The 25,726-nt window shown below is 60.2% G+C and carries 24 protein-coding genes; 14 read left to right on the forward strand and 10 right to left on the reverse strand.

What is annotated here, in order from left to right; all coding sequences use genetic code 11:
• Nucleotides 1-55 precede the first annotated feature (55 nt).
• Both POI8812_RS08130 and POI8812_RS08135 read left to right on the forward strand, forming a co-directional pair.
• Nucleotides 56-1,276: a cysteine desulfurase gene (locus tag POI8812_RS08130; RefSeq protein WP_108782053.1), complete on the forward strand. Its 1,221-nt coding sequence runs from the start codon at nt 56-58 to the stop codon at nt 1,274-1,276.
• Between the two features lie 77 nt (nt 1,277-1,353).
• Nucleotides 1,354-1,932 carry an ATP-dependent Clp protease proteolytic subunit gene (locus POI8812_RS08135; protein ID WP_108782054.1) on the forward strand — a complete coding sequence of 193 codons (579 nt, stop codon included), beginning with the start codon at nt 1,354-1,356 and terminating at the stop codon, nt 1,930-1,932.
• An 80-nt stretch (nt 1,933-2,012) separates the two neighbouring features.
• Here the strand turns inward: POI8812_RS08135 and POI8812_RS08140 are convergent, their stop codons facing one another.
• Nucleotides 2,013-4,484 carry a penicillin acylase family protein gene (locus POI8812_RS08140; RefSeq protein WP_108782055.1) on the reverse strand — a complete coding sequence of 824 codons (2,472 nt, stop codon included), beginning with the start codon at nt 4,482-4,484 and terminating at the stop codon, nt 2,013-2,015.
• Nucleotides 4,485-4,600: 116 nt separating this feature from the next.
• Between POI8812_RS08140 and POI8812_RS08145 the strand changes: the two genes are divergently transcribed.
• The 5 genes from POI8812_RS08145 (at nt 4,601) to POI8812_RS08165 (ending at nt 9,047) form a co-directional block, all read left to right on the forward strand.
• Nucleotides 4,601-5,476 (forward strand): NAD(P)-dependent oxidoreductase, encoded by an 876-nt coding sequence (locus POI8812_RS08145; protein ID WP_108782056.1) that lies wholly within the window; start codon nt 4,601-4,603, stop codon nt 5,474-5,476.
• Nucleotides 5,477-5,562: 86 nt separating this feature from the next.
• Nucleotides 5,563-6,192 (forward strand): OB-fold-containig protein, encoded by a 630-nt coding sequence (locus tag POI8812_RS08150; RefSeq protein WP_162844954.1) that lies wholly within the window; start codon nt 5,563-5,565, stop codon nt 6,190-6,192.
• Nucleotides 6,193-6,235: 43 nt separating this feature from the next.
• Complete coding sequence (locus tag POI8812_RS08155; protein WP_108782058.1) at nt 6,236-7,894, forward strand: flotillin family protein; 1,659 nt, start codon at nt 6,236-6,238, stop codon at nt 7,892-7,894.
• A 77-nt stretch (nt 7,895-7,971) separates the two neighbouring features.
• Nucleotides 7,972-8,673: a ribulose-phosphate 3-epimerase gene (rpe, locus tag POI8812_RS08160; protein ID WP_108782059.1), complete on the forward strand. Its 702-nt coding sequence runs from the start codon at nt 7,972-7,974 to the stop codon at nt 8,671-8,673.
• Nucleotides 8,673-9,047, forward strand: coding sequence for a DUF2237 family protein (locus POI8812_RS08165; RefSeq protein ID WP_108782060.1), 375 nt, complete (start codon nt 8,673-8,675; stop codon nt 9,045-9,047). The genes rpe and POI8812_RS08165 overlap by 1 nt, the downstream gene beginning before the upstream one ends.
• On the opposite strand, the gene POI8812_RS08170 is transcribed toward POI8812_RS08165, so the two are convergent.
• Together POI8812_RS08170 and hemB are read right to left on the reverse strand one after the other, a co-directional pair.
• The gene (locus POI8812_RS08170) at nt 8,987-9,751 is read right to left on the reverse strand and encodes an SGNH/GDSL hydrolase family protein (RefSeq protein ID WP_211310403.1); all 765 of its coding nucleotides are present in this window, start codon (nt 9,749-9,751) and stop codon (nt 8,987-8,989) included. The two genes, POI8812_RS08165 and POI8812_RS08170, sit on opposite strands and share 61 nt — an antisense overlap.
• A complete protein-coding gene (gene hemB, locus POI8812_RS08175; RefSeq protein ID WP_108782061.1) occupies nt 9,748-10,761 on the reverse strand; it encodes a porphobilinogen synthase in 1,014 nt (337 codons plus the stop codon). The genes POI8812_RS08170 and hemB overlap by 4 nt, the downstream gene beginning before the upstream one ends.
• 116 nt (nt 10,762-10,877) lie before the next feature.
• Between hemB and POI8812_RS08180 the strand changes: the two genes are divergently transcribed.
• From POI8812_RS08180 to POI8812_RS08190, 3 genes are all read left to right on the forward strand, one after another.
• Nucleotides 10,878-11,405 carry a hypothetical protein gene (locus POI8812_RS08180; RefSeq protein WP_108782062.1) on the forward strand — a complete coding sequence of 176 codons (528 nt, stop codon included), beginning with the start codon at nt 10,878-10,880 and terminating at the stop codon, nt 11,403-11,405.
• Between the two features lie 54 nt (nt 11,406-11,459).
• Complete coding sequence (gene mfd, locus POI8812_RS08185) at nt 11,460-14,909, forward strand: transcription-repair coupling factor (RefSeq protein ID WP_108782063.1); 3,450 nt, start codon at nt 11,460-11,462, stop codon at nt 14,907-14,909.
• 74 nt (nt 14,910-14,983) lie between these two features.
• On the forward strand, nt 14,984-15,220 hold the full coding sequence (locus POI8812_RS08190) for a hypothetical protein (RefSeq protein WP_108782064.1): 237 nt from the start codon (nt 14,984-14,986) through the stop codon (nt 15,218-15,220).
• Nucleotides 15,221-15,272: 52 nt separating this feature from the next.
• Here POI8812_RS08190 and POI8812_RS08195 read toward each other — a convergent pair whose 3' ends face one another.
• Together POI8812_RS08195 and POI8812_RS08200 are read right to left on the reverse strand one after the other, a co-directional pair.
• Nucleotides 15,273-15,908 carry a DsbA family oxidoreductase gene (locus POI8812_RS08195; protein ID WP_108782065.1) on the reverse strand — a complete coding sequence of 212 codons (636 nt, stop codon included), beginning with the start codon at nt 15,906-15,908 and terminating at the stop codon, nt 15,273-15,275.
• Nucleotides 15,905-17,416, reverse strand: a complete 1,512-nt coding sequence (locus POI8812_RS08200) for a class I adenylate-forming enzyme family protein (protein WP_108782066.1) — start codon at nt 17,414-17,416, stop codon at nt 15,905-15,907. Before POI8812_RS08200 ends, POI8812_RS08195 begins: the two co-directional genes overlap by 4 nt.
• A gap of 52 nt (nt 17,417-17,468) precedes the next feature.
• Here POI8812_RS08200 and POI8812_RS08205 point away from each other — a divergent pair, with 52 nt between their 5' ends.
• Nucleotides 17,469-18,098, forward strand: a complete 630-nt coding sequence (locus POI8812_RS08205) for a helix-turn-helix domain-containing protein (protein WP_108782067.1) — start codon at nt 17,469-17,471, stop codon at nt 18,096-18,098.
• 1 nt (nt 18,099) lies between these two features.
• On the opposite strand, the gene POI8812_RS08210 is transcribed toward POI8812_RS08205, so the two are convergent.
• Together POI8812_RS08210 and POI8812_RS08215 are read right to left on the reverse strand one after the other, a co-directional pair.
• Nucleotides 18,100-19,134 carry a patatin-like phospholipase family protein gene (locus tag POI8812_RS08210; protein ID WP_245895314.1) on the reverse strand — a complete coding sequence of 345 codons (1,035 nt, stop codon included), beginning with the start codon at nt 19,132-19,134 and terminating at the stop codon, nt 18,100-18,102.
• A 69-nt stretch (nt 19,135-19,203) separates the two neighbouring features.
• Nucleotides 19,204-19,989: a 3-hydroxybutyrate dehydrogenase gene (locus tag POI8812_RS08215; protein WP_108782069.1), complete on the reverse strand. Its 786-nt coding sequence runs from the start codon at nt 19,987-19,989 to the stop codon at nt 19,204-19,206.
• A 265-nt stretch (nt 19,990-20,254) separates the two neighbouring features.
• Between POI8812_RS08215 and POI8812_RS08220 the strand changes: the two genes are divergently transcribed.
• Nucleotides 20,255-22,045 carry an extracellular solute-binding protein gene (locus POI8812_RS08220; protein ID WP_108782070.1) on the forward strand — a complete coding sequence of 597 codons (1,791 nt, stop codon included), beginning with the start codon at nt 20,255-20,257 and terminating at the stop codon, nt 22,043-22,045.
• Nucleotides 22,046-22,134: 89 nt separating this feature from the next.
• Here POI8812_RS08220 and POI8812_RS08225 read toward each other — a convergent pair whose 3' ends face one another.
• The gene (locus POI8812_RS08225) at nt 22,135-22,842 is read right to left on the reverse strand and encodes a DUF502 domain-containing protein (RefSeq protein ID WP_108782071.1); all 708 of its coding nucleotides are present in this window, start codon (nt 22,840-22,842) and stop codon (nt 22,135-22,137) included.
• A 208-nt stretch (nt 22,843-23,050) separates the two neighbouring features.
• On the opposite strand from POI8812_RS08225, the gene POI8812_RS08230 reads away from it, so the two are divergent.
• Together POI8812_RS08230 and POI8812_RS08235 are read left to right on the forward strand one after the other, a co-directional pair.
• Nucleotides 23,051-23,818 carry an SDR family oxidoreductase gene (locus POI8812_RS08230; protein WP_108782072.1) on the forward strand — a complete coding sequence of 256 codons (768 nt, stop codon included), beginning with the start codon at nt 23,051-23,053 and terminating at the stop codon, nt 23,816-23,818.
• The gene (locus POI8812_RS08235; protein ID WP_162844955.1) at nt 23,811-24,140 is read left to right on the forward strand and encodes a dihydroneopterin aldolase; all 330 of its coding nucleotides are present in this window, start codon (nt 23,811-23,813) and stop codon (nt 24,138-24,140) included. Before POI8812_RS08230 ends, POI8812_RS08235 begins: the two co-directional genes overlap by 8 nt.
• Here POI8812_RS08235 and hflX read toward each other — a convergent pair.
• Together hflX and hfq are read right to left on the reverse strand one after the other, a co-directional pair.
• The gene (gene hflX, locus POI8812_RS08240) at nt 24,128-25,507 is read right to left on the reverse strand and encodes a GTPase HflX (protein WP_108782074.1); all 1,380 of its coding nucleotides are present in this window, start codon (nt 25,505-25,507) and stop codon (nt 24,128-24,130) included. The genes POI8812_RS08235 and hflX overlap by 13 nt on opposite strands.
• Nucleotides 25,446-25,682: an RNA chaperone Hfq gene (gene hfq / locus POI8812_RS08245; protein ID WP_108782075.1), complete on the reverse strand. Its 237-nt coding sequence runs from the start codon at nt 25,680-25,682 to the stop codon at nt 25,446-25,448. Before hfq ends, hflX begins: the two co-directional genes overlap by 62 nt.
• Nucleotides 25,683-25,726 lie beyond the last annotated feature (44 nt).

A 25,726-nucleotide genomic window follows, 5' to 3' on the forward strand; every position in this document is an offset into this window, starting at 1 on the left:
AATCCCCTATGTCTCGAACACTGCGCGGGCGTGTCGTCCGCGATGGAGGCTTCTCATGTATGATGTCCATGCAATCCGTGCCGATTTCCCGATCCTGTCGCGAGAGGTGAACGGCAAGCCGCTCGTCTATCTCGACAACGGGGCAAGCGCGCAAAAGCCGCAGGCCGTGATTGATGCGGTGGTAAAGGGCTATGCTGAGGATTACGCGAACGTGCATCGGGGTCTGCACACGCTCTCGACCATCTCGACAGAGAATTTCGAGGCGGTGCGCGGCAAGATTGCCCGCTTCCTGAACACGCCGACCGAAGAGGGCGTGATCTTTACCACGGGTTCGACCATGGGCTTCAACCTGATTGCCTATGGCTGGGCAATGGCCAATCTGCGCGAGGGGGACGAGATCCTGATCTCCGTCATGGAGCATCACGCCAATATCGTGCCCTGGCACTTCCTGCGAGAGCGTATGGGCGTGAAGCTGGTCTGGGTGGCACCGGAGGCAGATGGCTCCTTTGACGTTGGTAAGGTCGCGGATGCGATCACCGACCGCACAAAGCTGATCTCGCTGACACATATGAGCAACGTGTTGGGCACGATTGTGGATATTGCGGGCGTGGTCGAATTGGCAAAGCCGCGCGGCATTCCCGTGGCCGTTGATGGCTCGCAAGCGTCTGTTCATATGCCGGTGGATGTTGCGGCCTTGGGCTGTGATTTCTACGCCATCACCGGGCACAAGCTTTACGGACCGTCAGCCTCGGGTGCGGTCTGGATCAGTGATGCGCGTATGGCCGAAATGCAGCCGTTCATGGGCGGTGGCGACATGATCCGGACGGTGGCTCAGGACGAGATCACCTATAACGACCCGCCGCACAAGTTCGAGGCGGGCACGCCCGGCATCGTTCAGATGATCGGCCTCGGCGCAGCGCTCGACTATATGTCTGCGCTGGGGATGGAGAATATCGCAGCCCATGAGGCGGCTCTGCGCGATTATGCTCTGGAGCGGTTCCGGTCGCTGAATTGGCTGAACCTGCAGGGCACGGCACCGGGCAAGGGTGCGATCTTTTCGTTCACCATGGATGGGGGCGCCCATCCCCATGACATCTCGACCATTGTGGATCAGAAGGGGGTGGCCGTGCGCGCGGGCCATCATTGCTGTCAACCGCTGATGCAGTATATGGGCGTGAGCGCGACGACGCGGGCGAGCTTCGGCCTCTACAACACGACCGAAGAGGTGGACGTGCTGGTCGATGCGCTTGAAACCTGTCACCGCCTGTTTGGCTAGGTGAATTTCCCGCCGCCCCCTTGTCATTCCGGGCAGGCTGCGCACCTATGTGATCAAGACGAATTCAGGAGGCCGCGATGAGCGACAACGAAGACAAGAAAACGGACGCAGAGCAGGCCAACCCGATGATTGAGCGGATGCTCAAGGCGCGTCAGGTCCTGATCTGCGAAGCAATCAATCAGGACATGGCAAAGCGTGTGACCGCGCAGCTTCTGATGATGGCCAATGACAGTGATGACGACATCACCCTGTTCCTCAACAGTCAGGGCGGTCATGTTGAGGCTGGCGATACGATCCACGACATCATCAAGTTCATCAAGCCACGGGTAAAGATCGTGGGCACCGGCTGGGTGGCCAGTGCCGGAACGCATATCTTCCTGGCCGCGGACAAGGAAGACCGTGTCTGCCTGCCCAATACCCGCTTCCTGATCCATCAGCCCTCTGGCGGCGTTGGCGGGCAGGTCACCGATATTGCCATCCAGGCCCAGCAGATCGAAAAAATGCGGGCGCGTCTCGCCCGTGTGATTGCCGATGCAACCGGTCAGCCTTTCGAGCGGGTGATGGAGGATATTGACCGCGATCATTGGATGGATACGCAGGAGGCCATCGAGTATGGCATTCTCAGCCGCGTGGTCAGCAGCAGCGCTGACCTCTAGGCGTTGAACTCCGAATGCCTTTGATGGGGGGTGCTTTAGGGCGCCCCCTTTCTTCTTGGCAGAAATATCCCCGCCGGAGGCTATCCGTCCGGTTGCAGCGTGGTGATACCGATCGTACTGGCGCGGGCCTGATCCTCGCTCAGGCTCATGGGGATATACTCACCGCGCCGCCATAGGACCGACAGGTCGTCATAATGGCGCGACAGCGGATGACCGGATTGACCCGTGGACATGATATAGCGCGAGGCTTCGGGATCCCCGAAATCGACCACGATCCGCAATCCGGCAGCGTGGACATTGGCGTAGGGATTGGGCGCCTCGCCACCCAGTCGTCCACGCATCAGTGTATTGTCGCCGCCTGAGGTCGGCTGGATGATCGAGGCGATATAGGAAATGCCCGGCACGCGGTCGAGCACCTCATGCAGGTGCATCGCCTGATGGGCATCGCCCCAGCGCCATCCCTCAACACGGCTGCCATATTGGTCTTGCAGCTCAGCAAGCGCTTCGTTCAGTGCCGCGCGTGCCATGTCATAGCAGCTTTCGCTCTGTGCAGAGGTCACGACATCGCACCAGGCCGAGGCGCCGTCGACATCGCGGAAGACGCGTTCGATGAAGAGCGGTTCGAGGCGGTTGATGCGATCAGCCATCGCTCCCCCCAACTCGTCCCGGATAAGCAGATGCTGAAGGTTGCGGACCCACGCGGCATAGATCAGCGGCTCTGGCCCGTGTTCGGTCATGTCGCCATTCCATTCCGCGAGCCGCTCCAGCGCGACCCGCCGTAGGGGGGAGAGCGCATCATCCTCAACCGGGCTGCCGCTCCACCACAGATCCCGGCCAATCAACGGCAGCAGGGTCCGTGCGGTTGGGCTGACAGTGTCGGTTTGCGCCTCGATAAAGCTCTCTACCGAATGGAACTCCCGCTCCGCCAGCAGGCGCCGGGCGCGTTGAATGCGCTGCGTATCGCCCCAGCGATGGCTCAGATGCAGCGGAAAGGGCTGATCAGCCGTGCGGTTGTTGGTGTTGATGACAAGGCCCGAGCGCGGGGCGTAGATCGCGGGATTGTCGTCAAGCGGCACGTAACCCGCCCAGTCATTCTCGGCCACCCAGCCAGGCACTGGTATCCGGCCTTCGCCCTGATGTGTGCTCTGGCGCAGGGGCGCTCGTCCGCCGACTTGTAGTGCGACGCCATCCGCATCGGCCATGGTGAAGTTCTGCGAGGGCGAGATCAGACCTTCCAGCGCGCTACGCCCCTCCGCGATATTTCGCGCGGACATCAACCCTACAAGGGCATCCATCGCACGGTCTTGCGGGTCGAGAGCCGTCCACGCCAGCGCAATCACATGGCCCGGAGGGGTGATCGCGTCGATCCCGAAATTGCCGGCGGGCAGGACCGGTCCATGTCTTGTCCAACGCAGTGTTATCGGGCGCGCGGGCTCGTCCGGTCCGACACCGACAAGCACATCGCGCGTCTCGAAGGGCACATAGCCATCCGGCGTCAGATACTCGTCGGAATTGTCGGGATTGACCCGCTCAACATAGAGGTCCTGATCGTCCGTATATGCGGTCGTAAGGCCCCAGGCGAAGTCATCATTTCGCCCGATAATGATCCCCGGCATCCCCGGGATCGTTCCTCCAATCGCAGACCCGTCTTGAAGGCCCAACCGGGCGAGCATCCAGATGGAGGGGGCACTCAGTCCCAGATGCGGGTCATTGGCCAGCAGCGTGGCCCCCGATGCAGACCGGCTCGCGTCCGCAGCCCACGCGTTGGACGCCCCGGCGAGGCCCGGAGGGGCCACAGGGTGCAGCGGATGGTGCATTTCCGCCAGCGGGGTGACGGGGGCCAGTTGGGGGAAGAGGTCGGCAAATTCGGTTGAGGGTTCAGATAGCGCGGCCAGTTCCGGCGCATCGGGGATCAGATCCCGCAGCCGTTCTTCCTCTATCAACAGAGAGAGGGCCGCCCGCCGAGTCTCATACCAGGCGTGACCGCTGAGTTGCAGCGCCATAATGCGGCTCACAGCGATCGAATCCGCTGGTGTCCATGGCGAGATTTCACGGGAGAACAGGAAAAACTCCGGCGCACCCCGGCCCAGCGCCTCCGTCTGGATCTGCGCAAGACGGGCGTTCACGCCGCGGGCATAGGCGCGCAGGGCGGCCTGTGTCTCGTCTGACTGATTGAGCACCATCGCCCGGGCGACGCCATAGATGTCGAGCGCGCGCAGCAGGTGATCAATCTCGAAAGTCGCGTCTCCGAACAGCTCGCTCAGCCGTCCCTGGGCCGTGCGGCGCAGGATCGTCATCTGCCACAATCTGTCCTGCGCATGGGCGTAGCCGAGGCCGAAATGCACATCCTCATCGGTGTCGGCGAAGATATGCGGGACGGCGTGGCGATCCCGTACAATTTCAACGGGGCCGTTCAGCCCGGCCACCTCGACCTCGTCCTGATAGTCGGGCAGGGAGCCTGCCGCCAGATACCACACCAGACCCACAGCAAGCAGTGCGAGGATGGCAAGGGCCAGAAATCCCCGCGTAATCCATTTGAAAAGTGTCATCATGGTCGTGACCCGAACCCGCCGCAAATTGTCGACAGAACACGTAGCAGTGCCCTTGACTCGGCGCAATCGCACCGCGCCTTATCCCCCCAACGTAACAGCAAGCAGGAGCAGGCCAGATGGCAAAATGTGCATTTATCGGATTGGGTGTCATGGGATATCCGATGGCGGGTCATCTTGCCGCAAAGGGTCACGAGGTGCGGGTCTACAATCGCACGTCCTCCAAGGCAGAGGCCTGGGCTGCCGAACATGGCGGTACAGCCTGCGCGACACCTGCCGAGGCGGCGGAGGGGGCGGAATTCGTCTTTTGCTGTGTGGGAAATGATGATGATCTGCGCTCTGTCACCTTGGGTGCGGACGGGGCGTTCGCGCGCACTGGCAAGGACGCCGTCTTTGTGGACCACACGACCGCATCCGCTGAGGTTGCTCGGGAACTGGCCGCAGAAGCGGAGGCCGCTGGTTTTGCCTTCATCGACGCACCTGTATCGGGCGGTCAGGCCGGGGCGGAGAATGGCGTGCTGACGGTCATGTGCGGGGGGGCGCAAGCCGCATTCGATCGCGTCGCGCCGGTCATCGACTGTTTTGCACAAGCCTGCCGTCTGATGGGTCCTGTCGGGGCAGGGCAGACCACGAAGATGGTTAACCAGATCTGCATTGCCGGATTGGTGCAAGCGTTGAGCGAGGGGCTGAACTTTGCCGATAAAGCGGGGCTGGATGGCCACGCCGTCGTCGACGTGATCTCAAAAGGAGCGGCCGGATCGTGGCAAATGGCCAATCGCGGGAACACAATGCTCGACGATCAGTTCGACTTTGGTTTTGCCGTGGATTGGATGCGCAAGGACCTTGGCATCGTATTGGCCGAGGCGCGTAATATTGGTGCCTCCGTTCCGGTCACGGCGCAGGTCGACCAGTTTTATCAGGACGTCCAGAATATGGGGGGCGGACGGTGGGATACCTCCAGCCTAATTCGTCGCCTGCGTGCACTTTCGCACTGACTTTTCCGCTCCAGTATCTTGTAATCACAGATATATGATACGATATACATTTGTATACAAACATTGAAGGGATTGGGATGCTGGACATGCTCCTGTCGCCGAACGGGTTTCCGTTCGCGATTGCACTTGGACTTTTTGCGGGGCTGCTGGCGCTCGAACTGATCGCACTTGTTGTGGGTGGATCGCTGTTTGCATTCGATATGGATGCGGACGTTGATCTCGACCTGGATGTCGAGGCTGATGTTGATCTGGACGGCGATGCCTCTTTCCTGACCTGGCTGGGCCTTGGGGAAGTCCCATTCATCATGTGGTTCGCATCGCTGCTGGCGGGATTTGGCCTGTCCGGCGTCTTGATCCAGACGGGTGCTGTGGCGCTGTTTGATGCCCCGTTGCCCGCATGGGGGGCTGGCCTTGCGGCTGTGATCCCCGGATTGCTGTTCGCGCGCGAAGTGGGGACGCTGATCCTGCGGTTTTTGCCCCGGACGGAAACCAGTGCTGTTCCGCGCAGCCAATTGGGCCGTCGCACGGGCACCGTGACGCAAGGTACGGCCCGTGAGGATAGCCCGGCACAAGCGCGCGTGCGCGACCGCCACGGCAACCTTCAATATATTCGGGTTGTCCCCGCACAGGGTGAAGACCCAATCCCGCAGGGCAGTGAAATACTGGTCCTGACGGAACAGAACGGCGTGTTCCGCGCCCGTAAGCTCGGCGCCTGATCGGCGTCCAACAACACCATTTTCCACCAATAGGAGTACACAGATGGAATCCATCCTCATTCCCGTGGGCATAATCCTTGCCCTTGTCGTTTTTCTGGCGCTGGTCGCCTCCCGCCTTTATCGCCGGACGACACGCGAAGTCTCGATCGTGAAGACCGGATCGGGCGGCAAAAAGGTCATCATGGACGCGGGCACGCTCGCGATCCCGATGCTGCATGAAATCTCTTATGTGAACATGAAGACCCTTCGCCTTGAAGTCTCGCGCACAGGCGATGCCGCGCTGATCACCCGTGACCGGATGCGTGTGGATGTGGGCGTGGAATTCTATGTCTCGGTCAATGCGACTGAGGATGGGGTCAGCCGTGCCGCCCAGACCCTGGGCGACCGGACATTCGATGTGGAACAGTTGCGCGAGATGATCGAGGGCAAGCTGATCGACGGTCTGCGTGCGGTCGCGGCGCGTATGACGATGGACGGGTTGCATGAGAACCGCTCTGACTTTGTGCAGGAAGTGCAAAATGCCGTCTCGGAGGACTTGCTGAAGAACGGCCTCGAACTGGAGTCCGTCTCGCTGACCGCGCTCGACCAGACGCCATTTGAGGCCTTGGATGAGAACAACGCCTTTAACGCCGTCGGTATGCGCCGTCTGGCGGAGGTTATCGCGACCTCCAAGAAAGAGCGGGCGACGATTGAGGCTGAAGCCGAGGTTGAGGTTCGCCGTGCGGGCATGGAAGCCGAGCGCCAGAAATACCTGATCGAGCGGGATGAGGAGCAGGCCAAGATCGCTCAGGTACAGGAGCTTGAGACGCTGCGCGCCGCTCAGGAAGCCGAGATTGCGCGCCGCCGCGCTGATGCAGAGCGGGAGCAGGAAGAGGCCCGGATTGCGAAAGAACGCGCCGTGCGGGCGGCGGAAATTGATCGGGAGCAGACGATCCGTGCCGCTGAAATCGCCAAGGAGCGCGAGGTCGAGGTCGCCGATCAGGAGCGCCAGATCATCATCGCCACCAAGTCCGAAGAAGAGAGCCGCGCGCGCGCCAGCGCTGACAGTGCCCGGGCCGAGGCCAAGAAAGCGGCAGAGGCGATCGAAACCGCCCGCGCGGTCGCAGAGGCAGAGCGTGTGAAGCAGATCGCCCTGATCGAAGCAACGCGCGAGGCCGAGCGTGGCGCAACCCGCCTGCGCGTCGAAGCCGAGGCACACAAGGACGCCGCGGCGGACCGGGCTGAGGCTCGCCGTGAGGAAGCACAGGCGGAGGCCGACGCGATCTCCATCCGGGCCGAGGCGAAGAAGAAGGACCTCCTGGCGCAGGCCGAAGGTCAACGCGCGATCACCGAGGCAGAGAATGCATTGTCGTCCGCAATCGTCGACATGAAGATCGCGCTTGCCCGGTTGGAGGCGATGCCCAAGATCGTCGAGCAAATGGTCAAGCCGGCCGAAAAAATCGACTCGATCAAGATCCATCAGGTCACGGGCGTCGCAGGTGCTGGCAATGGTGGCGGCGACGGGCAGGGCGGTACGCCGGTCAATCAGGCCATGGACTCGATCCTCGGCATGGCGCTGCAACTGCCGGCCATGAAGAAGCTGGGTGAGGAACTTGGCGTCTCGATGGAGGATGGTTTGTCAGGTGTCACCAATGCAGCGCTGACAGACACCCCGGCTGAGCCTGCATCCGAGGTGCTCGAAGAGGCAGAGAAGCCTGCCTGATCCTAGGCGGTTTTGAATGGTTGAATGGTTCGGGCAGGGCGGCTAGACCCTGCCCGAACTGCATTTGGGAGAGTGCCATGAGCTTTGACCGGTCCATCAAGATCGCCCCATCCATCCTCGCCGCTGACTTCGCCGCCTTCGGCTCGGAATGTGAGGCGGTCGAAGCGCAGGGCGCGGACTGGATCCATGTCGACGTCATGGACGGGCATTTCGTTCCCAATATCACATTTGGCCCGGCCACCTGCGCCGCAATTCGCCCGCACATCAAAGGGGTGATGGACGTCCACCTCATGATTGCGCCTGCTGACCCTTATTTGGCGGAGTTTGCCAAGGCTGGCGCTGACGTTATCACGGTCCACGCCGAAGCTGGCCCGCACATTCACCGTTCCCTTCAGGCGGTGCGCGGCCTTGGCTGTAAGGCGGGCATCGCGCTGAACCCTGCGACACCTGCCAATGCGGTTGAGTACGTCCTCGACCAGATAGACCTGATCTGCGTGATGACGGTGAACCCCGGTTTTGGTGGGCAGAGCTTCATCCACTCGCAAATCGAAAAGGTCCGCCAGCTGCGGGCGATGATTGGGGATCGTCCCATTCATATCGAGATTGACGGTGGCATCACGCCCGAAACCGCCCCTCTGATGGCGGAAGCTGGCGCAGACGTGCTTGTCGCTGGCTCTGCTGTCTTCAAGGGCGGCAGTGTTGCGGAGCCTGCGCCATATGGTCAGAACATTCGCGCCATTCGGGCCGCAGCCGAAGCTGCACGGGGCACGATGGTCTGATGGAACCCGAAGAAAGCCTGAACGTCTTTGGTCAACCCATGCTGGTCTGCGGCACGGATCCGGTGACGGGATTTTTCCGCAATGGAAAATGCGACACCTGCGCGGCGGATGCGGGCTCGCACACTGTTTGTGCAGTTATGACGGACGAGTTCCTGGCCTTCTCGAAATATGTCGGCAACGATCTGAGCACGCCCCGCCCAGAATTTGGCTTTGCCGGGCTGAAAGCAGGCGATCACTGGTGTCTGTGCGCTGGTCGCTGGGCACAGGCCGCCGATGAGGGCTGCGCACCAAAGGTGAAGCTCGCCGCAACCCATCAGCGCGCGCTTGAGGTCTGTGACTTCGAGACGTTGAAGAAGCACGCGGTGGATCTGTAAAGCCGCTGCTCGATGATTTTCGCGGCTGCTTCAGCCCAGAGCGCATAGGTTGGCGCCGCTGGATGAAATCCATCCTCAGCCATCAGTGAACGGTCTGACATATCTGGGATCGGGATCGTTAAATGCACCACGTCCGGCGCGGTGGCGAGACCGACAAGCGTTTGGTCAAATCGCCGGGCCTGTCTGCCTAGTACCCAGCGTAGTGGCTGTGGCAAAAGCGGAAAGAGGTGCACAGGTGGCAAAGCCGTAAGAATGATGAACTGTGCCCCTCTTGCCCTAAGTCGCTCGATTAATCTTACTTGCCGCCGCCGCCAGATCGGTAGCGGCACGCCGCGCGTAACGTCGTTCACACCAAGTGCGATCACCGCAATATCAACGCGGGCTGGAGCATCCTCGTCCATCTCTTCGAGCATCTGACGCGTGGTACGCCCGGTTCGGGCATTGAGGTGCCAATCAACCGCTCTCGACGCCGCGAGGCGGCGGACAAGTTGGCCGCTCAGTGCCGATTCTTGTGTTTTCACCCCGACACCAGCCGCAGAGCTGTCGCCGAGAATGAAAAGAGAAAACGCGTCGCCGCTACCGACGCGCCCTCGGCGCGGTCCGGCAGCTTCCGGCAACTGCCGCGCCACATGCCGGACGTTCAATGCCTGCACGACGAGGATTGGAAAAAGAACGACCCGTGCGATCAGGTCCAGAAGGATCACCCCAGCGGGCCTTCCTCGGCGATCAGCTGCGCCACGTCCTTGGCAAAGTAGGTCAGGATGCCGTCGCAGCCCGCGCGCTTGAAGGCGCCAAGGGACTCGATCATGGCTTTTTGACCGTCAATCCAACCGTTATGGGCTGCGGCTTTGATCATCGCGTATTCGCCGCTCACCTGATAGGCGTAGGTCGGCACGCCAAACTCGCGTTTCACGCGGGTGCAGATGTCGAGATAGGGCATGCCCGGTTTCACCATCACCATGTCGGCCCCTTCAGAGAGGTCGATGGCGATCTCTCGCAAGGCCTCATCGGTGTTGGCCGGGTCCATCTGGTAAGTCTTTTTGTCGCCTTTCAAAGCGCCGGTGGCGCCCACCGCGTCTCGGAAGGGCCCGTAGAACGCGCTCGCATATTTCGCGGCGTAGCTCAGGATCGCAACATCGGGGAAATCGTGTTGTTCGAGCGCCTGCCGGATGATCGCAACGCGCCCGTCCATCATGTCGGAGGGGCCGAGGATGTCGCAGCCTGCCTCCGCCTGTGCAAGGGCCTGTTTTTCCAGCGCCATCAACGTCTCGTCATTCAGGATTACGCCGTCGCGCACGATGCCGTCATGCCCGTCCGAGTTGTAAGGATCGAGGGCGACGTCCAGCATCACGCCGATATCAGGCACCTGCCGCTTCACCTCGCGCGTGGCCCGGTTGACGAGATTTTCGGGGTTCCACGCCTCTTCCGCGCCGGGCGTCTTTACACTCGGGTCCGTGTAGGGGAACAGTGCGATGGCCGGGATGCCGAGGCCAGCGGCCTCATTCGCCATTTCGGCTACAAGATCGACGGAAACGCGCTGTACACCCGGCATGGAGGGGATGTCCTGCCGCTCGTTCTGACCATCCACCACGAAAAGGGGCCAGATCAGGTCGTCAACGCCCAAACTCGTCTCACGCACCAGACGACGCATCCAGTCGGATTGACGCAGACGGCGCGGGCGGGTCATGGGGAAGGGGGCTGCGGGATGCGGCATGTCAATTCTCCTGTTGCCAAATGTGTCGCACGAGCCTGACACAAGGCTCAAGTACGAATGCGCTTGCCCTTGCCGCCCATCGCCATATCGTCGCCGGACGTGGAGGGGTTTAACCGATGATGAGTGTGATTGACCGCCTGATCTCATTCGAGAGTTTCGGCTCGGTCTGGTACTGGATCTTTCTGGGACTGGCCTGGTCGTCTCGCACCCATTGGACAATCGGAATTCCTTTTGACGCCATCATGCGGGCCGACCGGCGAGGTGGCGAGTGGGAGGCCGATATTGATCGGCTGGCCATTGCGGCCTCGCGCCGTTTCGCGCTGATCGCCGGAAAGGTGGCGGCTGTCCTGACGCTGTTCGTGACTTTCTTTCTCGCAGCCCTCGCCACAGCCGCGCTCTATCTGGGCAATGAATTGAGCCAGGCGATGCTTGCCATTGCGCTGCCGATGATCGTGGCGGAGGTTGGTGACATCAGGCTGGCGCAACGTATTCACCATCAACAGATCCGTGGATACGAGCTGCGCCGTGCCATCGTTTGGCGTCGGTTCCTCAATCAGGCCACGGGGCTGAGTTCCCTGATCCTCGCTACGCTGTTTGCCACCTTCCAGTTCCTCGATCGTGTTGGATATTTCGACTTCTGGTAGACGTGCGCCTGTGCCCCCTTGTGTGCCCCGGCCAGCCGGGCTACCTGCCTGCGCATGGAAAGAGCCAAGCCCTTGAGCATCGGAACCGTAAAGGTCGGGGGCGCGCCAGAGGGGTATGACGCCCGGCTGGTCGCGGACTACGTGCGCGCTGAAACCGGCCCGCTGATCCATGTCGCCCGCGACGATACGCGCATGGCCGCGATGGAAGCGTCGCTGCGCTTTCTGGCACCCGAAATTCCGGTATTGCAGTTTCCCGCATGGGATTGCCTGCCCTATGACCGAATTTCGCCGAACGCTGACGTGGCCGCGCGGCGCATGGCCACGTTGGCGGCCCTTGCAGATGGGTTTGACCGCCCCGCTGTGATCCTGACAACGGTGAATGCGGCCACTCAGCGAGTGCCCGCGCGTGAGACGATGCGTGATGCCAGCTTCACGGCCATCATGGGTCGAAGGTTGGATGAGGAACGTCTGCGCAAATGGCTGATCCGAATGGGCTTTTCGCAAACGCCCATGGTCACGGAGCCGGGTGACTATTCCATTCGCGGCGGCCTGATCGACATCTATCCACCCGGTCCGGCGGGGCCTGTGCGCCTCGACCTGTTTGGCGATGAGCTCGACCGGGCGCGGCGCTTTGACGCTCAGACACAGCGCACGAAGGAAGAAGTCGCTCGGGTTGAGCTTGCCCCGGTCTCAGAGGTCATCCTCGATGAGGACAGCATTGAGCGTTTCCGCAAAACCTATCGCGAAACGTTTGGACAGCCAGGGCCTGAGGATGCGCTTTACGAAAGCGTAAGTGCGGGCCGCAAGCATCAGGGCTATGAGCACTGGGCCCCGTTCTTCCATCAGCGCATGGAGACCCTGTTCGACTATCTGCCGTACGCGCCTGTGACGATGGACGATCAATCGGATGCCGTGCGCGATGCGCGCTGGGACACCGTGCTGGATCATTACCGGGCGCGTGCGGATGTGCTGAAGGAAAAGGGCCGCCGTGACGGCGCCTACAAGCCGGTTCCGCCCTCACAACTCTACCTTGATGATGCCGCTTGGGACACAGCCATCGGCGCCCGCGCTGTGCGGAAATTCTCTCCTAACCCCACACCATCGGGGCCGGGTGTGGTGGATGCGGGTGGCCGCATTGGACGCAATTTCGCGCAAGAACGGCAGGCCGAAGATCTAAGCCTTTTCGGGGCTTTGGCCGATCATGTTGAGAAACGCCGAAAGTCAGGCGCTGTTCTGATCGCCAGCTATTCGCAAGGATCGCGAGACCGGATGTCGACCCTGATGTCCGACAGCGGGACAGCGGGCGCGGAAGAGATTACCCGGTTTTCCGAAGTTGGCGGGAAGGGCGCGCTGGCGTTGGCGATCTGGCCGCTCGATAGCGGATTCGAGGCGCCCGGACTGACGGTTATTGCTGAACAGGACGTTTTGGGCGACCGGCTCGTCCGCCGCGGTCGGCGCAAGAAGCGGGCGGACAATTTCCTGACCGAAGCGACCAGCCTCGCCCCAGGCGATTTGGTCGTGCATGTCGAGCATGGCGTCGGACGCTACCACGGGTTGGAGACGATCACCGTCACAGGCGCACCGCATGAGTGTCTCAGCCTTGAATATGCCGACAACGCGCGGCTTTATCTTCCGGTCGAGAATATCGAACTTCTCACCCGGTTTGGCCATGAAGAAGGCTTGCTCGACCGTCTGGGTGGCGGGGCGTGGCAGGCCAAGAAGGCAAAACTCAAGGAAAAAATCAAACTCGCCGCAGAGCGTCTGATCCGCGTCGCGGCTGAGCGGGAGTTGCGCAAAGCCCCGATCCTGACCCCGCCCGAGGGTCTGTGGGATGAGTTCTGCGCTCGCTTTCCCTATCAGGAAACCGAGGACCAGCTTTCCGCGATCGAAGACGTTCTGGACGATATGGGCGCCGGTAAGCCAATGGACCGGCTCGTCTGCGGCGATGTCGGCTTTGGCAAGACAGAGGTGGCGCTGCGCGCGGCCTTCGTCGCGGCCATGTCCGGGGTGCAGGTCGCAGTGATCGCCCCGACGACGCTGCTCGCACGACAGCACTATCGTGCCTTTGCCGAGCGGTTTAAGGGCCTGCCCGTGAAGGTGCGGCCCATGTCGCGCTTTGTCTCAACCAAAGAGATGGCGCAAACGCGTGAGGGGCTGGCACGCAACGAGGTTGAGATTGTCGTGGGCACACATGCAGTGCTTGCCAAGAATATGAAGTTTGCAAATCTCGGTTTGCTGATCATCGACGAGGAACAGCATTTCGGCGTGGCGCATAAAGAGCGGCTCAAGGAACTCCGCTCTGACATTCACGTGTTGACCATGACGGCGACGCCGATTCCACGCACGTTGCAACTCAGCCTCTCCGGTGTGCGCGAATTGAGCATCATCGGCACCCCGCCCGTCGATCGCCTCGCCATTCGCACCTATGTCAGCGAGTTCGATCCGCTGACCGTGCGCGAGGCGCTCTTGCGTGAGAAATACCGGGGCGGGCAGGCGTTTTATGTGGTGCCGCGCGTCAGCGATCTGGAGGAAATTGAGCGCTTCCTGAAAGACGAAGTGCCAGAGGTCAGCTTTATCACCGCCCACGGCCAGCTTGCGGCGGGCGACCTCGATGAACGGATGAACGCGTTCTATGATGGCCAATATGACGTGCTGCTGGCGACCACGATTGTGGAAAGCGGCATCGACATTCCGGCAGCAAACACGCTGATCGTGCACCGGGCCGATATGTTCGGCCTGTCACAGCTGTATCAGATCCGGGGGCGCGTGGGACGGTCCAAGATCCGCGCTTACGCCTATCTGACGACGAAAAAGCGCAAGAAGCTGACACCGGCGGCGGAAAAGCGGCTGCGTGTGCTGGGATCGCTCGACAGTCTGGGCGCGGGCTTTGCGCTGGCGTCCCAGGATCTCGACATTCGCGGGGCAGGGAACCTGCTCGGTGAAGAGCAGTCGGGCCAGATCAAGGAGGTCGGCTACGCCCTCTATCAGGACATGCTGGAAGAGGCGATCAACAAGCTGCGCTCAGGCGAGGGCGAAGGGCTGAGCGATGACGGCCAGTGGTCGCCGCAGATCAATCTGGGCGTGCCGGTTATGATCCCTGAGCCTTATGTGCCGGACCTCGACGTTCGCCTTGGCCTGTACCGCCGTCTGTCCACGCTGGAAAAGAAAGTGGAGCTTGAGGGCTTCGCCGCCGAACTGATCGACCGCTTCGGCCCGCTGCCCGCAGAGGTGGATACGCTGATGAAGGTCGTGCGCATCAAGGCGATGTGCCGCAAGGCGAATATTGGCCGGATTGACGCGGGCCCAAAGGGTGCGACGGTCCAATTCCATCAGAACCGCTACACCCGGCCCGAAGGTCTCGTGCAGTTTTTGCAGGACCAGAACGGCCGTGCAAAGATCAAGGACAACAAGGTCATCGTCGCGCGCAATTGGCCCGATGAGGCCGCGCGCATTCGCGGCAGTTTTGCAATCGCTCGGGATTTGGCCCGACTGGCAAAGGCCTGACTTTCTCGGAACCTTCCTTTCAGAGCGTCGTTGGTCCCTCAGAAGACGACAAGAATTTTGAAAGGATGTTTGTTATGAAAAAGTTTGTTTTTGCCGCCCTTGCCGTGCTGATCGCTGTTGGTCTGTTTTTCTTCATCGACGTCGAGCAGACGCAGCAGGCTGAACTGCCTGAGATCTCTGTTGAAGGCGGTCAGGCACCGGAGTTCAGCGCAACAACCGGTGATGTCGAAGTCGGGTCGGAGCAGGTGACGCTCAACGTGCCGACGGTCGACCTCCAGTCCGCTGAAGAGGAAGCTGCCGAAGAAGGTTAATTCAAATTCGAATTGAGTTACAAAAGGGCTGTTCCCTATGGGAGCAGCCCTTTTACTTTGCCATCATCTCATCAAGGTCTTTGATGATCTGAACCCAGGTTGCAGTGTCCTGTGCGCCCTGAACCGCGTATTTGCCACCGATGATGAAGCAGGGCACGCCAGACACGCCCATCTGCCGGGCATTCGCGTCCTCTGCGCGGACATCCTCGACATCGGCGTCGCTGGCGAGCAATCGTTCAATCAACTCACGATCAAGGCCCGCTTCCTGTGCCGCATCCGCCAAAACGGCGTGGTCGGAGATATCCTGACCTTCCTTGAAATACCGCCGGAACAGGGCACTGCCCACCGCATGTTGCAGTCCTTCGCTGCGCGCCCAGCGGATCACGCGGTGGGCGTCGATTGTGTTCGGCGTCCGCTCAATCTTGCTGAAATCCACGTCGAGACCGGCTGCATTCGCCGCGTCTTCGATCTGAGCGTAGAAGGATGTCGCCCGCTCCTTTCCAAACTTGCCCTCAAGATAGGCGCGCCGGTCCATTCCGTCCGCGGGCATGTCCGGGTTTAACTGAAACGGATGCCACGTGATCTCAAACGGATTGCCTGCCTCGGCCAAAGCCGCGTCGAGCTTTGCCTTACCGATGTAACACCATGGGCAGATCGGGTCGGAGATGATGTCGAGGCGGGTGGTCATGGCAGGCTCCGATCTGGGTCATAAAGGGCAGGCAACGCGCGGCGCAGCAGCTTTCCCGTCGCACCGCGGGGCAGGTCATCGACCCTTTGAAAATGTCTGGGCCATTTGTATCGAGCCAGATGGGTGGTGCAATGCTCTGACAGCTCTGTAGATGTCACATTCCCGCGAATAAACGCTGCGATCAGACGCAGACCCGGCCGAACCTCCACCTCGCACACGGCGGCCTCTGTAACGGTGGAATGCCGTTCCAATACCGCTTCGACCTCTGTTGGCGAGACCCGATATCCCTGCGCTGTCATCACATCATCGCGGCGACCGTGATAGCAAAACGCCCCATCTTCGCGCATCTCGACCAGATCCGAGGTTACAAACCACGGGTCGTCCGCCAGCGATACGTCATCATATCCCAGCATGAGACCCGGATCGTCACGTCCAATGGCGAGCAGCCCCGGCGTTCCTCTGGGGCAGGGGATGCCATCATCGTCCAACACCGCAAGAGTTCGGCCCGGCTGGGCGAACCCCTGGGTTCCCTCAGGCGCGGGATGTGTCGGGCTTGAAGACAGGAACGTTGAAACCTCCGTCATGCCGAGAGCTTCATGTATGTCGATGCCCAGTCGGCGCTGCCATTCCGCGCGTAGCGTTGGTGGCAGGGCCTCCCCGGCGCTCAATCCATGGCGCAGGTCGGGCAGGTTCGGTAGCGCGCCGAGGGCGAGGATTTTACGGTAGACACCCGGTACAGCGGCGAAAATCGTGGCGCGACTTTGCCTGAGTGCCGCCAAAATGCGGACAGGGGAGCGATCCCCCTCCAATAGCAGTGCGGTGGCGCCAGCGGCGACAGGATCGGTCAGACCGGTGCCCAGTGTATAGCTCCAGTTGAACGCTCCGGCGTGCAGAACGCGGTCGCGCGGTGTCAGCCCATACCAGCCGTCCCACATCATCTTCCGCGCCCAGCCCGCGCGATGGGCGTGACGCACAGCCTTCGCCCGCCCGCCAGAGCCGGAGGTGAACAGGATATAGGCCAGGTCATCTGCCGCGCTCTGCGTCGGCGCTGGCAATGGGGCAAATGCCTGCGCCACTTCGACAATATCATCCCGCATGATGGGGACGCCAAGATCCGGTACACTCAAGCCCTGATCCGCCAGAACCAGTGCGGGGGCAAGACCACGCAGCATCGGCGCGAGCTCAACATCCGTCAGCATCGCAGAGACTGGGACAGGCACGTAACCTGCAGCGATTGTTCCGAAAAAGGCGAGGGGGAAGCCGATTGTGTCGCCAAGACGCAAGATGACCCGCGCACCGGGCGGAAGCCCGCGATCCTGCACGGCCGCGGCAAAGCCCAGAATGGCGCGGTTCAACTCGGCCCGCGTCCAGCGCGTCACGCCGTTGGTGCTCAGAACCTCGACCGCGACCGTGTCTGGTGCGGCACCACCGCCCTCCAGCATATGTTGCGCCAGATTGAAGTCCTTCGGGCAGCGGAGCGGTGCAGATTTGATCAGGCTTTGCGGCATATACGGTGTCTTTGCATGTTGCCCCGGACCCGTCCATCGCTAAACTTGCGCCATGACTGATCAGACTGAACCGAGCGTCTTGCGCCTTGCCCGCGGGCCAAATTCCATCGAAACGCCAGAGCCGCTGCGCCTGGGTGAGCGGGTGCGCGCCTTGCGCAAGGCGCGCAACTGGACTTTGGAACAGGCCGCCAAGCAGGCCGGTCTTGCCCGCTCGACCCTGTCAAAGATCGAGAATGAGCAGATGTCGCCCACATTTGATGCTGTGCAAAAGCTTGCACAGGGCCTCGACATCACCGTGCCGCAACTGTTTACCCCCGCGACAGAAGAGCGGGCGATGGCACGCCGCACTGTAACGCGGCGCGATGAGGGGCGAGAGCATATCACGCCAACCTACGAGCATGAGATGTTGGCCACCGAAATGACGCGCAAGGTGATGCTGCCCTACAAGGCCCGTATCCGTGCCCGGTCAATGGACGATTTTGATGGCTGGGTGCGCCATGATGGAGAGGAATTTCTCTACGTGCTGACGGGCCGCATTCGCTTCTTCACCGAGTTCTACGAGCCGGTTGAGATGCAGCGTGGCGACAGCGCCTATTACGATGCCGCCATGGGCCACAATGTTGTGTCGATTTCGGATGAAGATGCGGAAATCCTTTGGGTGACCAGTCTTCCGAAAGATTAGGTCACTCAAACATCGCGCGCAGGTCCACGGTGGACCGGGTCCCCAGATCCGACCAATGCTGCTTTAGGAAAGTGTCCGCTGTTTTCCGACCGCGCGCTTTCAGTGTTTCGAGAAGCGTCAAATCGGGCTGCAATTTCGTGGCGACGCCCAGAGAGGCCATCGTATCATCGTCGCGCAGAGAGTGGATAAGGACGTCCTTGAAGCCCTTGCCCTCCAACTGACCGTCCTCGATCAGCCGTTTGACGAAGTCGATATTGCGCAATTCGCGCAGCAGTGAAGAGTTAAAGCTGATTTCATTGACCCGGTTGAGGATGTCAGTGGCTTTTGTCGGTACGTCGTCACGCTCAATCGGGTTGATATGGACAATCAGAATATCGCGCGTTTTCGTCTCGTAGAACAATGGGAACAGGGCAGGGTTGCCAATATAGCCGCCGTCCCAATACGCCTCCCCATCAATCTCGACAGCCTGAAAAAGTGTTGGAAGGCAGGCAGAGGCAAGGATTGCATCCGTACTGATCTCCTGTCCCTTGAACACCTTGATCTTGCCGCTGCGCACATTGGTCGCACAGATGAACAGCCGGGGGCCTTCGGGCTCATCCATGTCCTTGAAGTTCAACTCTCCAACCAAATCGCGCAAGGGATTGATGCCCAAAGGGTTGAGGTCATAGGGCGAGAACATGCGCGTCAGCGCATCGCCTGCCAGATAAGCCGGATTGGCTTGCAGCGCGCTTAGGCTCAACGCAAGGGACGGGTTCACCATGCGCAGCCATTCCAGCATAGGATTCGAGCCGCGGCCCCGTTCAGCGACCGCACGCCAGAATTGATCAAGCCGCGCCCGCGCGCCCTCTCGGCCGCCGCCGACCCAACCGCATTTCAATGCAGCTGCATTCATCGCCCCGGCAGAGGTTGCCGTGATCCCTTCAATCTCTAACGCCTCCTCCTCCAAGAGCCGGTCGAGAACGCCCCAGGTCAGCGCGCCATGGGCACCACCGCCCTGAAGCGCCAGGTTCACGGTCTTGATCGATTTGCGGGCCACGGGACGCATCCTTTTCGCAGGCGCCCCCGGCACATGTCGAAGGCGTATTTTCACATGAGATGAAGCGGATCAGAGCGCTGTCCATCCCCCATCGACACTGATCGTGGTGCCCGTGATTTGCGTTGCCGCGTCAGAGCACAGGAAAGCGACGGTCCCGCCGATCTGTTCCACGGTCGCAAATTCCTTGGACGGCTGGCGGGCAAGCAGAACTTCCTTGACCGCAGTGTCCCGATCCATGCCGTATTTCTCCATGGTTTCGGGGATCTGCTTTTCCACAAGCGGTGTCATCACATAGCCCGGACAGATCGCATTTGCCGTTATCGGTTCCTGTGCGGTTTCCAGCGCGACAACTTTGGTCATACCCACCACACCGTGTTTCGCGGCCACATAGGCCGACTTATACGGTGAGGCCGTCAAGCCATGGGCCGAGGCGATGTTGACCACACGGCCCCAACCCGCCTTGCGCATCAGGGGCAGGGCGGCGGCGGTGGTGTGAAAGTTCGATGTCATGTTGATCGCGATGATCGCGTCCCACTTTTCTGCCGGGAATTCATCAATACCCGCGACATGCTGGATTCCGGCATTGTTCACGAGAATATCGACGCGTCCCATCTTTTGCGCCGCCGTCTCGATCAAGGCACGGCACGCGTCGCCGTTCGAAAGGTCTGCGCTGACATAGATGCATTCGGTCCCGTGATCCTCTGCGATACGGGCGGCCAGGGCGTGATCGTCTTCCGAATCGGTGTAGGAGTTCAGCACCACGCGCGCGCCCTGACGGGCCAGTTCCTCGGCCACGCCCAACCCGATACCAGAGTTCGATCCGGTGACGACTGCGACTTTATCTTTGACGGACATGGGCACATTGCTCCTGCTGCGACTGCGTTTGGCCCTAACATACGTGTTGCAGGTGCGAAGGCGAGGGGCAGGCCAAAAAAAACCCCCTGGCAAGCCAGGGGGTAAGGTATTGAGGCAGGTTTCATACAGGCAAGAAACCTATCGAGCAGTGCCCTCACCATAGGCGCGGCGCCCGATGAACACAAAGATATTTTTTTGAACCCGGCCCGCAAGGGGTGTAGGCTGACCTCTATAAACCCATAAGAAACAGGCAGGTGGTGTAGAAATGTCACGATTTGGTTTGATCCCGGTCGCCGTAATCCTGAGCGCGACAACCGCGCTCGCAGAGCCGCAACATGGCATCGCTATGTATGGGGAGCCTGCGCTTCCACCAGATTTTGCGCATTTGCCCTATGCGAATCCTGATGCGCCGAAAGGGGGGGAGATCGTGTTCGGTGAAACCGGCTCCTTCGACAGCCTCAATCCCTGGATTCAGGCGGGACGTGCCCCATGGGGGACGCGTGCCCATGTCGCCGAGGGATTGATGGGCCGCTCTTACGATGAACCGTTCACACTCTACGGACTGCTCGCCGAATCGGTTGAGATGTCCGAGGCGCGCGACTGGATCGAATTCCACCTCAATCCGGCAGCAGAATTCTCCGACGGATCGCCGGTCACCGTCGAAGACGTGGTTTGGTCGTTTGAGACCATGGGCGAGGAGGGGCATGGACGCTACCGCCGCGCGTGGGACGGGGTTGAAAGCTGGGAGCAGACCGGCGAGCACTCTGTCCGCTTCAACCTCACCGGCGACAACCGCGAATTGCCGCTGATCCTCGCCCTGCGCCCGATCCTGAAAAAGGCCGATTGGGACGATCGGGAGTTCACCGAAAGCTCGATGGAGCCGTGGATCGCCTCTGGCCCATATGTCATTGGTGAGGCTGATCAGGGGCGTTCCGTCAGTTTCGAGCGGAACCCTGACTATTGGGGCGCGGATCTGGGCTTCAACGTCGGCAAGCACAATTTTGATACGATCCGCTACGAATTCTTCGGCGATAGCGAGGCGGTCTGGCAGGCCTTCACCTCAGGCGAGACCAACCATTTCGTCGAGAATGATCCGGGACGCTGGGTGGATCGCTATGACTTCCCGCGCGTCCGCAATGGCGAGGTCGTCCAATCCATCGTGCCGCATGAGCGGCCCTCGGGCATGTCCGGGCTTGTTTTCAATACGCGCAATCCGCTGTTTGAGGATGTGCGTGTCCGCGATGCGCTGATCCACGCCTTCAATTTCGAGTTCATAAACGAAACGCTCAATGCCGGGGTCCCACAGCGGATCGAAAGCTATTTCGACAACTCGATACTGGCCTTTGACGGTGCAGCAGAAGGGATGGAATTGGCTCTGCTAGAGCCTTTCGCCGGCGATCTGCCCGCAGATGCGCTGGAGGCTTATGAGCTGCCGTCCGGCACGGCTGATGCGCGCAACCGTGGCAACCTGCGCCGTGCGACCCAATTGCTCGCCGATGCGGGCTGGACGGTACAGGATGGTGTGCTGCGCAATGAAGAAGGGGAGGCATTCACCTTTGAGATCCTCATCAACTCCTCGCTGAACGAGCCGGTAACCAACATCTATGCCGATGCGCTGGAACGGTTGGGGATCGATGCGAATATCACGCTGCTCGTGGACAATGCGCAATATACCGAGCGGCGCGACAATTACGATTTCGACATGATCACCTACACTTGGGGCCTGTCGTTGAGCCCGGGAACCGAGCAATACCGCTATTGGGGCTCAGAAGGCCGTGAGGAAACCGGCACCCGCAACATGCCCGGGATCGATAACCCAGCAGTGGACGCATCAATCGACGCAATCCTGAATGCGGGCAGCCGTGACGAATTCCTCGCTGCCACCCGTGCTCTCGATCGCGTGCTGACGACGGGTCGCTATGTGGTACCGTTCTGGTTCACGCCGGAGGTGCGCGTTGCCCATGCGGCGGAAATCAGCTGGGATGCAGATAATCTGCCAATCTACGGCTACTGGATTGGCTTTATGCCAGACGCGTGGTGGTTCGAGGCCGAATGATCCGGTGATGTTTTTGGGGCAGGGCGCGTTGCAGTCGCAGCGCGCCCTTTTCCTTGGCCGGTCAACTGGGGCCCGTCAACAGGGGCCGATCAACTGGCCTTGCGGCGGACCGGCTCTCCGCGACGGTTCGCAACACGAACGCCTGCTGCACGCTCCTCCGGCGTGGGCGGCACGACAAGCCCGGCAGAGATCACCAGCTTCGCGGCTTCCTCCACATCCATGTCCAACATCACGACATCAGAACGGGGCACAAACAGCAAAAATCCACTCGTGGGGTTTGGGGTGGTCGGCAGAAAGACAGAGATCATCGGATCCTCATCCAACTTTTGCGCGACTTCGCCCTTTGCTTCGGTCGAGACAAAGGCAATAGCCCAGATGCCGCGGCGCGGATATTCGATCAGACAGGCTTTCTGGAAGGATGAACCGGACTGGCTCAGGATCGTTTCTGCAATCTGTTTGATGCCGTTATAGATCGAGCCGACCATGGGCATGCGATCAATCAGGTTCTCACCATAGCGCAACATCGAACGGCCGATCATACCCTTGGTCAGATATCCGACGAGGGCGGTGAACAGCAAGAAGATGACAACGCCAAATCCCGGGATCGATGGATCGATATAGGATTGCGGGACAAGCGGCACGACCTTGGCATCAATGAAGTTGATCACCGTCCAGATCAGCCAAAGCGTCAAACCCACCGGGGCGACAATCACGATACCAGTCAGGAAGTAGCCACGGATCCGCTGGAACAACGGCGGCCGTGATCGTCTACGTCGGGGGCGGTTGGTGGGGGCCATGTCAAAAGAACCTTTGCTTCACCCGTGTTAGGTATGGAATCTGGCCCTGCATGAAAAGACCCACGCGCACGTCACCGCAAAATATCCTACTTATGTATAATAAGTATTATGATAAATATTGGTGATAGGTTGATTGAGGCGTTGATCTGCTGGCTATGCTCACCCGTACCGGTTAAGTCCGTGCGTGACAGATCGTTCTGGAGGTTCGATGCCCACAGCTCTTATCACCGGTGGTGCCCGCCGCATTGGTGCAGCGATTGCGACTGAGCTTGCGGCTCAGGGCTTCGACATCGCACTTCACTACAACAGCAGTTCGTCCGAGGCGGATGCCTTGGCAGAGACGTTGCGCGCCAGCGGCATCCGGTGTGAGACGTTCCGGTCGGGGTTCACGTCCCAGGCTGATCTGATCGAGATGATGGATCGGATTGAGGCGTCGTTGGGCCCGCTCGATCTGCTGGTGAACAATGCGTCGGCGTTCTTCAATGATGAGATCACTGAGATCGACGAAGCACAGTTTGACACACACCTGATGGTCAATTTGAAGGCTCCGATCTTTCTGGCCAGCGCGATGGCCCGTCAAAACCATTCGGGCAACCGGCTGATCGTCAATATGCTCGACAACAAGCTCTTCGCGCTGAACCCCGATTTCCTGACCTACACGCTTTCCAAATCCGCGCTCCACACCAGCGTTGAGATGCTAAGCCGCAAGCTCGCGGGTCAGATCCGCGTTTGCGGCATAGCACCCAGCATCACCTTGATCTCTGGCAAGCAAAGCGTCGAGAATTTCGAAAAATCACGCCGGATCAATCCATTGGAGCGTGCTGTGAGTGTTGAGGATATCGCGCGCACCGTCACTCATCTCTGGCAAAATGATGGCCTGAATGGCGAGGTCATCCTCCTCGACGGGGGTCAGGCACTATGGCACCTGCCCCGCGATGTGGCTTTTTACGTCAAGGATGGAACCTATCATGGCTGACTATCAGATTGTTCTGGATGAACAGGAAATCACGATGTTCCTGGGCATTCACGCCTTCGAAAAAGAGACGATGCAGCGCGTCCTGATCTCGGCCACGATTGACGTCTTCCTCACCGATGACAGTGATTTCTACGACTATGACGCCCTCACTGATTTCATCCGCGGCTTTGCGGGCAAGCAGATTGAAACGCAAGAAGAGCTTCTGCGTCTCATCCATGGTTTCATCGTTGAGGATCGCCGCGTGCGCCATGCGGTCGTGCACACGAAGAAACCGGATATCTACCCAGATACCCGGTCCATCGGTGTGCGCTATTCGGGTTGATCCTCGAAGATTGTGCTGTGGGTTTTGAAGAACTGGTTCTTTTGTTTACCCGACCACTCAACCTCAACAATCATGCGCATGTCTTTGACATCGCTTGATTTAACCAGCTTATTGGCGTGAAGCCAGGCCACCGCCTCCCCGGCTGAGAATGGCAGGCTCAGCGTCTCCACCGACATGTCGGGCCGAAGTGCCTCGTCGATCAGAGCGAGCAATCCGTCCAGATTGTGCCCCGTGGTTGCGGAGATCGCGACATGGCGTGCATGTCGGTCGGCCACGTTTTCAGCCGCCCGTAACCCATCCTCATCCAGCAGATCAACCTTGTTCCATACCTCGATCATGTTGTTGCGCGCCTTCTCGGCCACGCCGAGACTTTCGAGGATATCCCGCACGTCTTCCGCCTGCTCCTGACTGTCAGGATGCGCAATATCACGCACATGCAGGATCAGATCGGCGTCCAGCACTTCTTCCAACGTCGCTCGGAAAGCCGCGACGAGTTGTGTCGGCAGGTCAGAGATGAAACCAACCGTGTCCGACAGGATAATGTTCTGTCCTGATGGCAGCTCCAGCCCGCGCATCGTGGGATCAAGCGTTGCGAACAGCATGTCCTTTGCCATCACCTCCGCCCCGGTCAACGTGTTGAACAGAGTCGATTTTCCGGCGTTGGTATAGCCGACAAAAGCCACGATCGGATACGGCACCTTCGCCCGCGCCTTGCGATGCAGGCCGCGCGTTTTTACCACTTTGTCGAGTGCACGGCGGATCTGGTTGATCCGCTCATCCAGCGCCCTGCGGTCCGCCTCGATCTGTGTTTCACCGGGTCCGCCGACGAAGCCCAAGCCACCGCGCTGCCGCTCAAGGTGTGTCCAGGACCGGACGAGCCGGGTTTTTTGATAGTTCAGCGCCGCCAAATCGACCTGAAGCACACCTTCACGGGTTTGCGCCCGGTCTGCGAAGATCTCAAGGATCAGACCGGTTCGGTCCAATATCTTGACCTGCCAGGCTTTTTCCAGATTGCGCTGCTGAACCGGTGTCACCGGCCCGTCAATAATGACGAGCTTCACCTCACGGTCGTGCAGCCACTCACCCAGTTCGTCCACCTTGCCCGAGCCGAACAGATAGCCGGGCCGCGCCTTGGGCACGCGCACGACCAGCTCATCCACAACCTCAAGGGATTGCAGAGCATGGGCCAGAGAGACCGCTTCGGCCAAAGCATGTTCAGGCGCACGCCGCTGGTCTGCACGCCTGAGGTCGGGATGCAGCACCGCCGTGCGGGTCAGACCTTCGCTCAGGTCCAGTTCGATGGGATCACTCAGCGTCTGGCTCGTAGAGGTTGACGGGTTGGGAGGGCATGATTGTCGAGATTGCATGTTTATAGACCAGCTGGCTCTGCCCATCACGGCGCAAGAGCACACAGAAATTGTCGAACCAGGTGATAACACCCTGGAGCTTCACCCCATTGACGAGGAAAATCGTCACCGGAATTTTCGCCTTGCGCACGTTGTTGAGAAACGCGTCTTGCAAGTTCTGCTTGTCGTTGGCCATGTCACACACTCCGAAGTTGGTGCACGAATTCTGTCACGTGCACT

The organism is Pontivivens insulae, from assembly GCF_900302495.1.
GTDB lineage: Bacteria > Pseudomonadota > Alphaproteobacteria > Rhodobacterales > Rhodobacteraceae > Pontivivens > Pontivivens insulae.

Coding starts and splice junctions, on each gene's coding strand:
- POI8812_RS08195 (WP_108782065.1), bottom strand. CDS start 15,908: ATGACCACCCGCCTCGACATCATCTCCGACCCGATCTGCCCATGGTGT.
- rpe (WP_108782059.1), top strand. CDS start 7,972: ATGAGCTTTGACCGGTCCATCAAGATCGCCCCATCCATCCTCGCCGCT.
- POI8812_RS08220 (WP_108782070.1), top strand. CDS start 20,255: ATGTCACGATTTGGTTTGATCCCGGTCGCCGTAATCCTGAGCGCGACA.
- POI8812_RS08180 (WP_108782062.1), top strand. CDS start 10,878: ATGATGAGTGTGATTGACCGCCTGATCTCATTCGAGAGTTTCGGCTCG.
- hemB (WP_108782061.1), bottom strand. CDS start 10,761: ATGCCGCATCCCGCAGCCCCCTTCCCCATGACCCGCCCGCGCCGTCTG.
- POI8812_RS08230 (WP_108782072.1), top strand. CDS start 23,051: ATGCCCACAGCTCTTATCACCGGTGGTGCCCGCCGCATTGGTGCAGCG.
- POI8812_RS08165 (WP_108782060.1), top strand. CDS start 8,673: ATGGAACCCGAAGAAAGCCTGAACGTCTTTGGTCAACCCATGCTGGTC.
- POI8812_RS08190 (WP_108782064.1), top strand. CDS start 14,984: ATGAAAAAGTTTGTTTTTGCCGCCCTTGCCGTGCTGATCGCTGTTGGT.
- POI8812_RS08145 (WP_108782056.1), top strand. CDS start 4,601: ATGGCAAAATGTGCATTTATCGGATTGGGTGTCATGGGATATCCGATG.
- POI8812_RS08205 (WP_108782067.1), top strand. CDS start 17,469: ATGACTGATCAGACTGAACCGAGCGTCTTGCGCCTTGCCCGCGGGCCA.
- POI8812_RS08155 (WP_108782058.1), top strand. CDS start 6,236: ATGGAATCCATCCTCATTCCCGTGGGCATAATCCTTGCCCTTGTCGTT.
- mfd (WP_108782063.1), top strand. CDS start 11,460: ATGGAAAGAGCCAAGCCCTTGAGCATCGGAACCGTAAAGGTCGGGGGC.
- POI8812_RS08215 (WP_108782069.1), bottom strand. CDS start 19,989: ATGTCCGTCAAAGATAAAGTCGCAGTCGTCACCGGATCGAACTCTGGT.
- hflX (WP_108782074.1), bottom strand. CDS start 25,507: ATGCAATCTCGACAATCATGCCCTCCCAACCCGTCAACCTCTACGAGC.
- POI8812_RS08225 (WP_108782071.1), bottom strand. CDS start 22,842: ATGGCCCCCACCAACCGCCCCCGACGTAGACGATCACGGCCGCCGTTG.
- POI8812_RS08135 (WP_108782054.1), top strand. CDS start 1,354: ATGAGCGACAACGAAGACAAGAAAACGGACGCAGAGCAGGCCAACCCG.
- hfq (WP_108782075.1), bottom strand. CDS start 25,682: ATGGCCAACGACAAGCAGAACTTGCAAGACGCGTTTCTCAACAACGTG.
- POI8812_RS08235 (WP_162844955.1), top strand. CDS start 23,811: ATGGCTGACTATCAGATTGTTCTGGATGAACAGGAAATCACGATGTTC.
- POI8812_RS08130 (WP_108782053.1), top strand. CDS start 56: ATGTATGATGTCCATGCAATCCGTGCCGATTTCCCGATCCTGTCGCGA.
- POI8812_RS08200 (WP_108782066.1), bottom strand. CDS start 17,416: ATGCCGCAAAGCCTGATCAAATCTGCACCGCTCCGCTGCCCGAAGGAC.
- POI8812_RS08140 (WP_108782055.1), bottom strand. CDS start 4,484: ATGATGACACTTTTCAAATGGATTACGCGGGGATTTCTGGCCCTTGCC.
- POI8812_RS08150 (WP_162844954.1), top strand. CDS start 5,563: ATGCTCCTGTCGCCGAACGGGTTTCCGTTCGCGATTGCACTTGGACTT.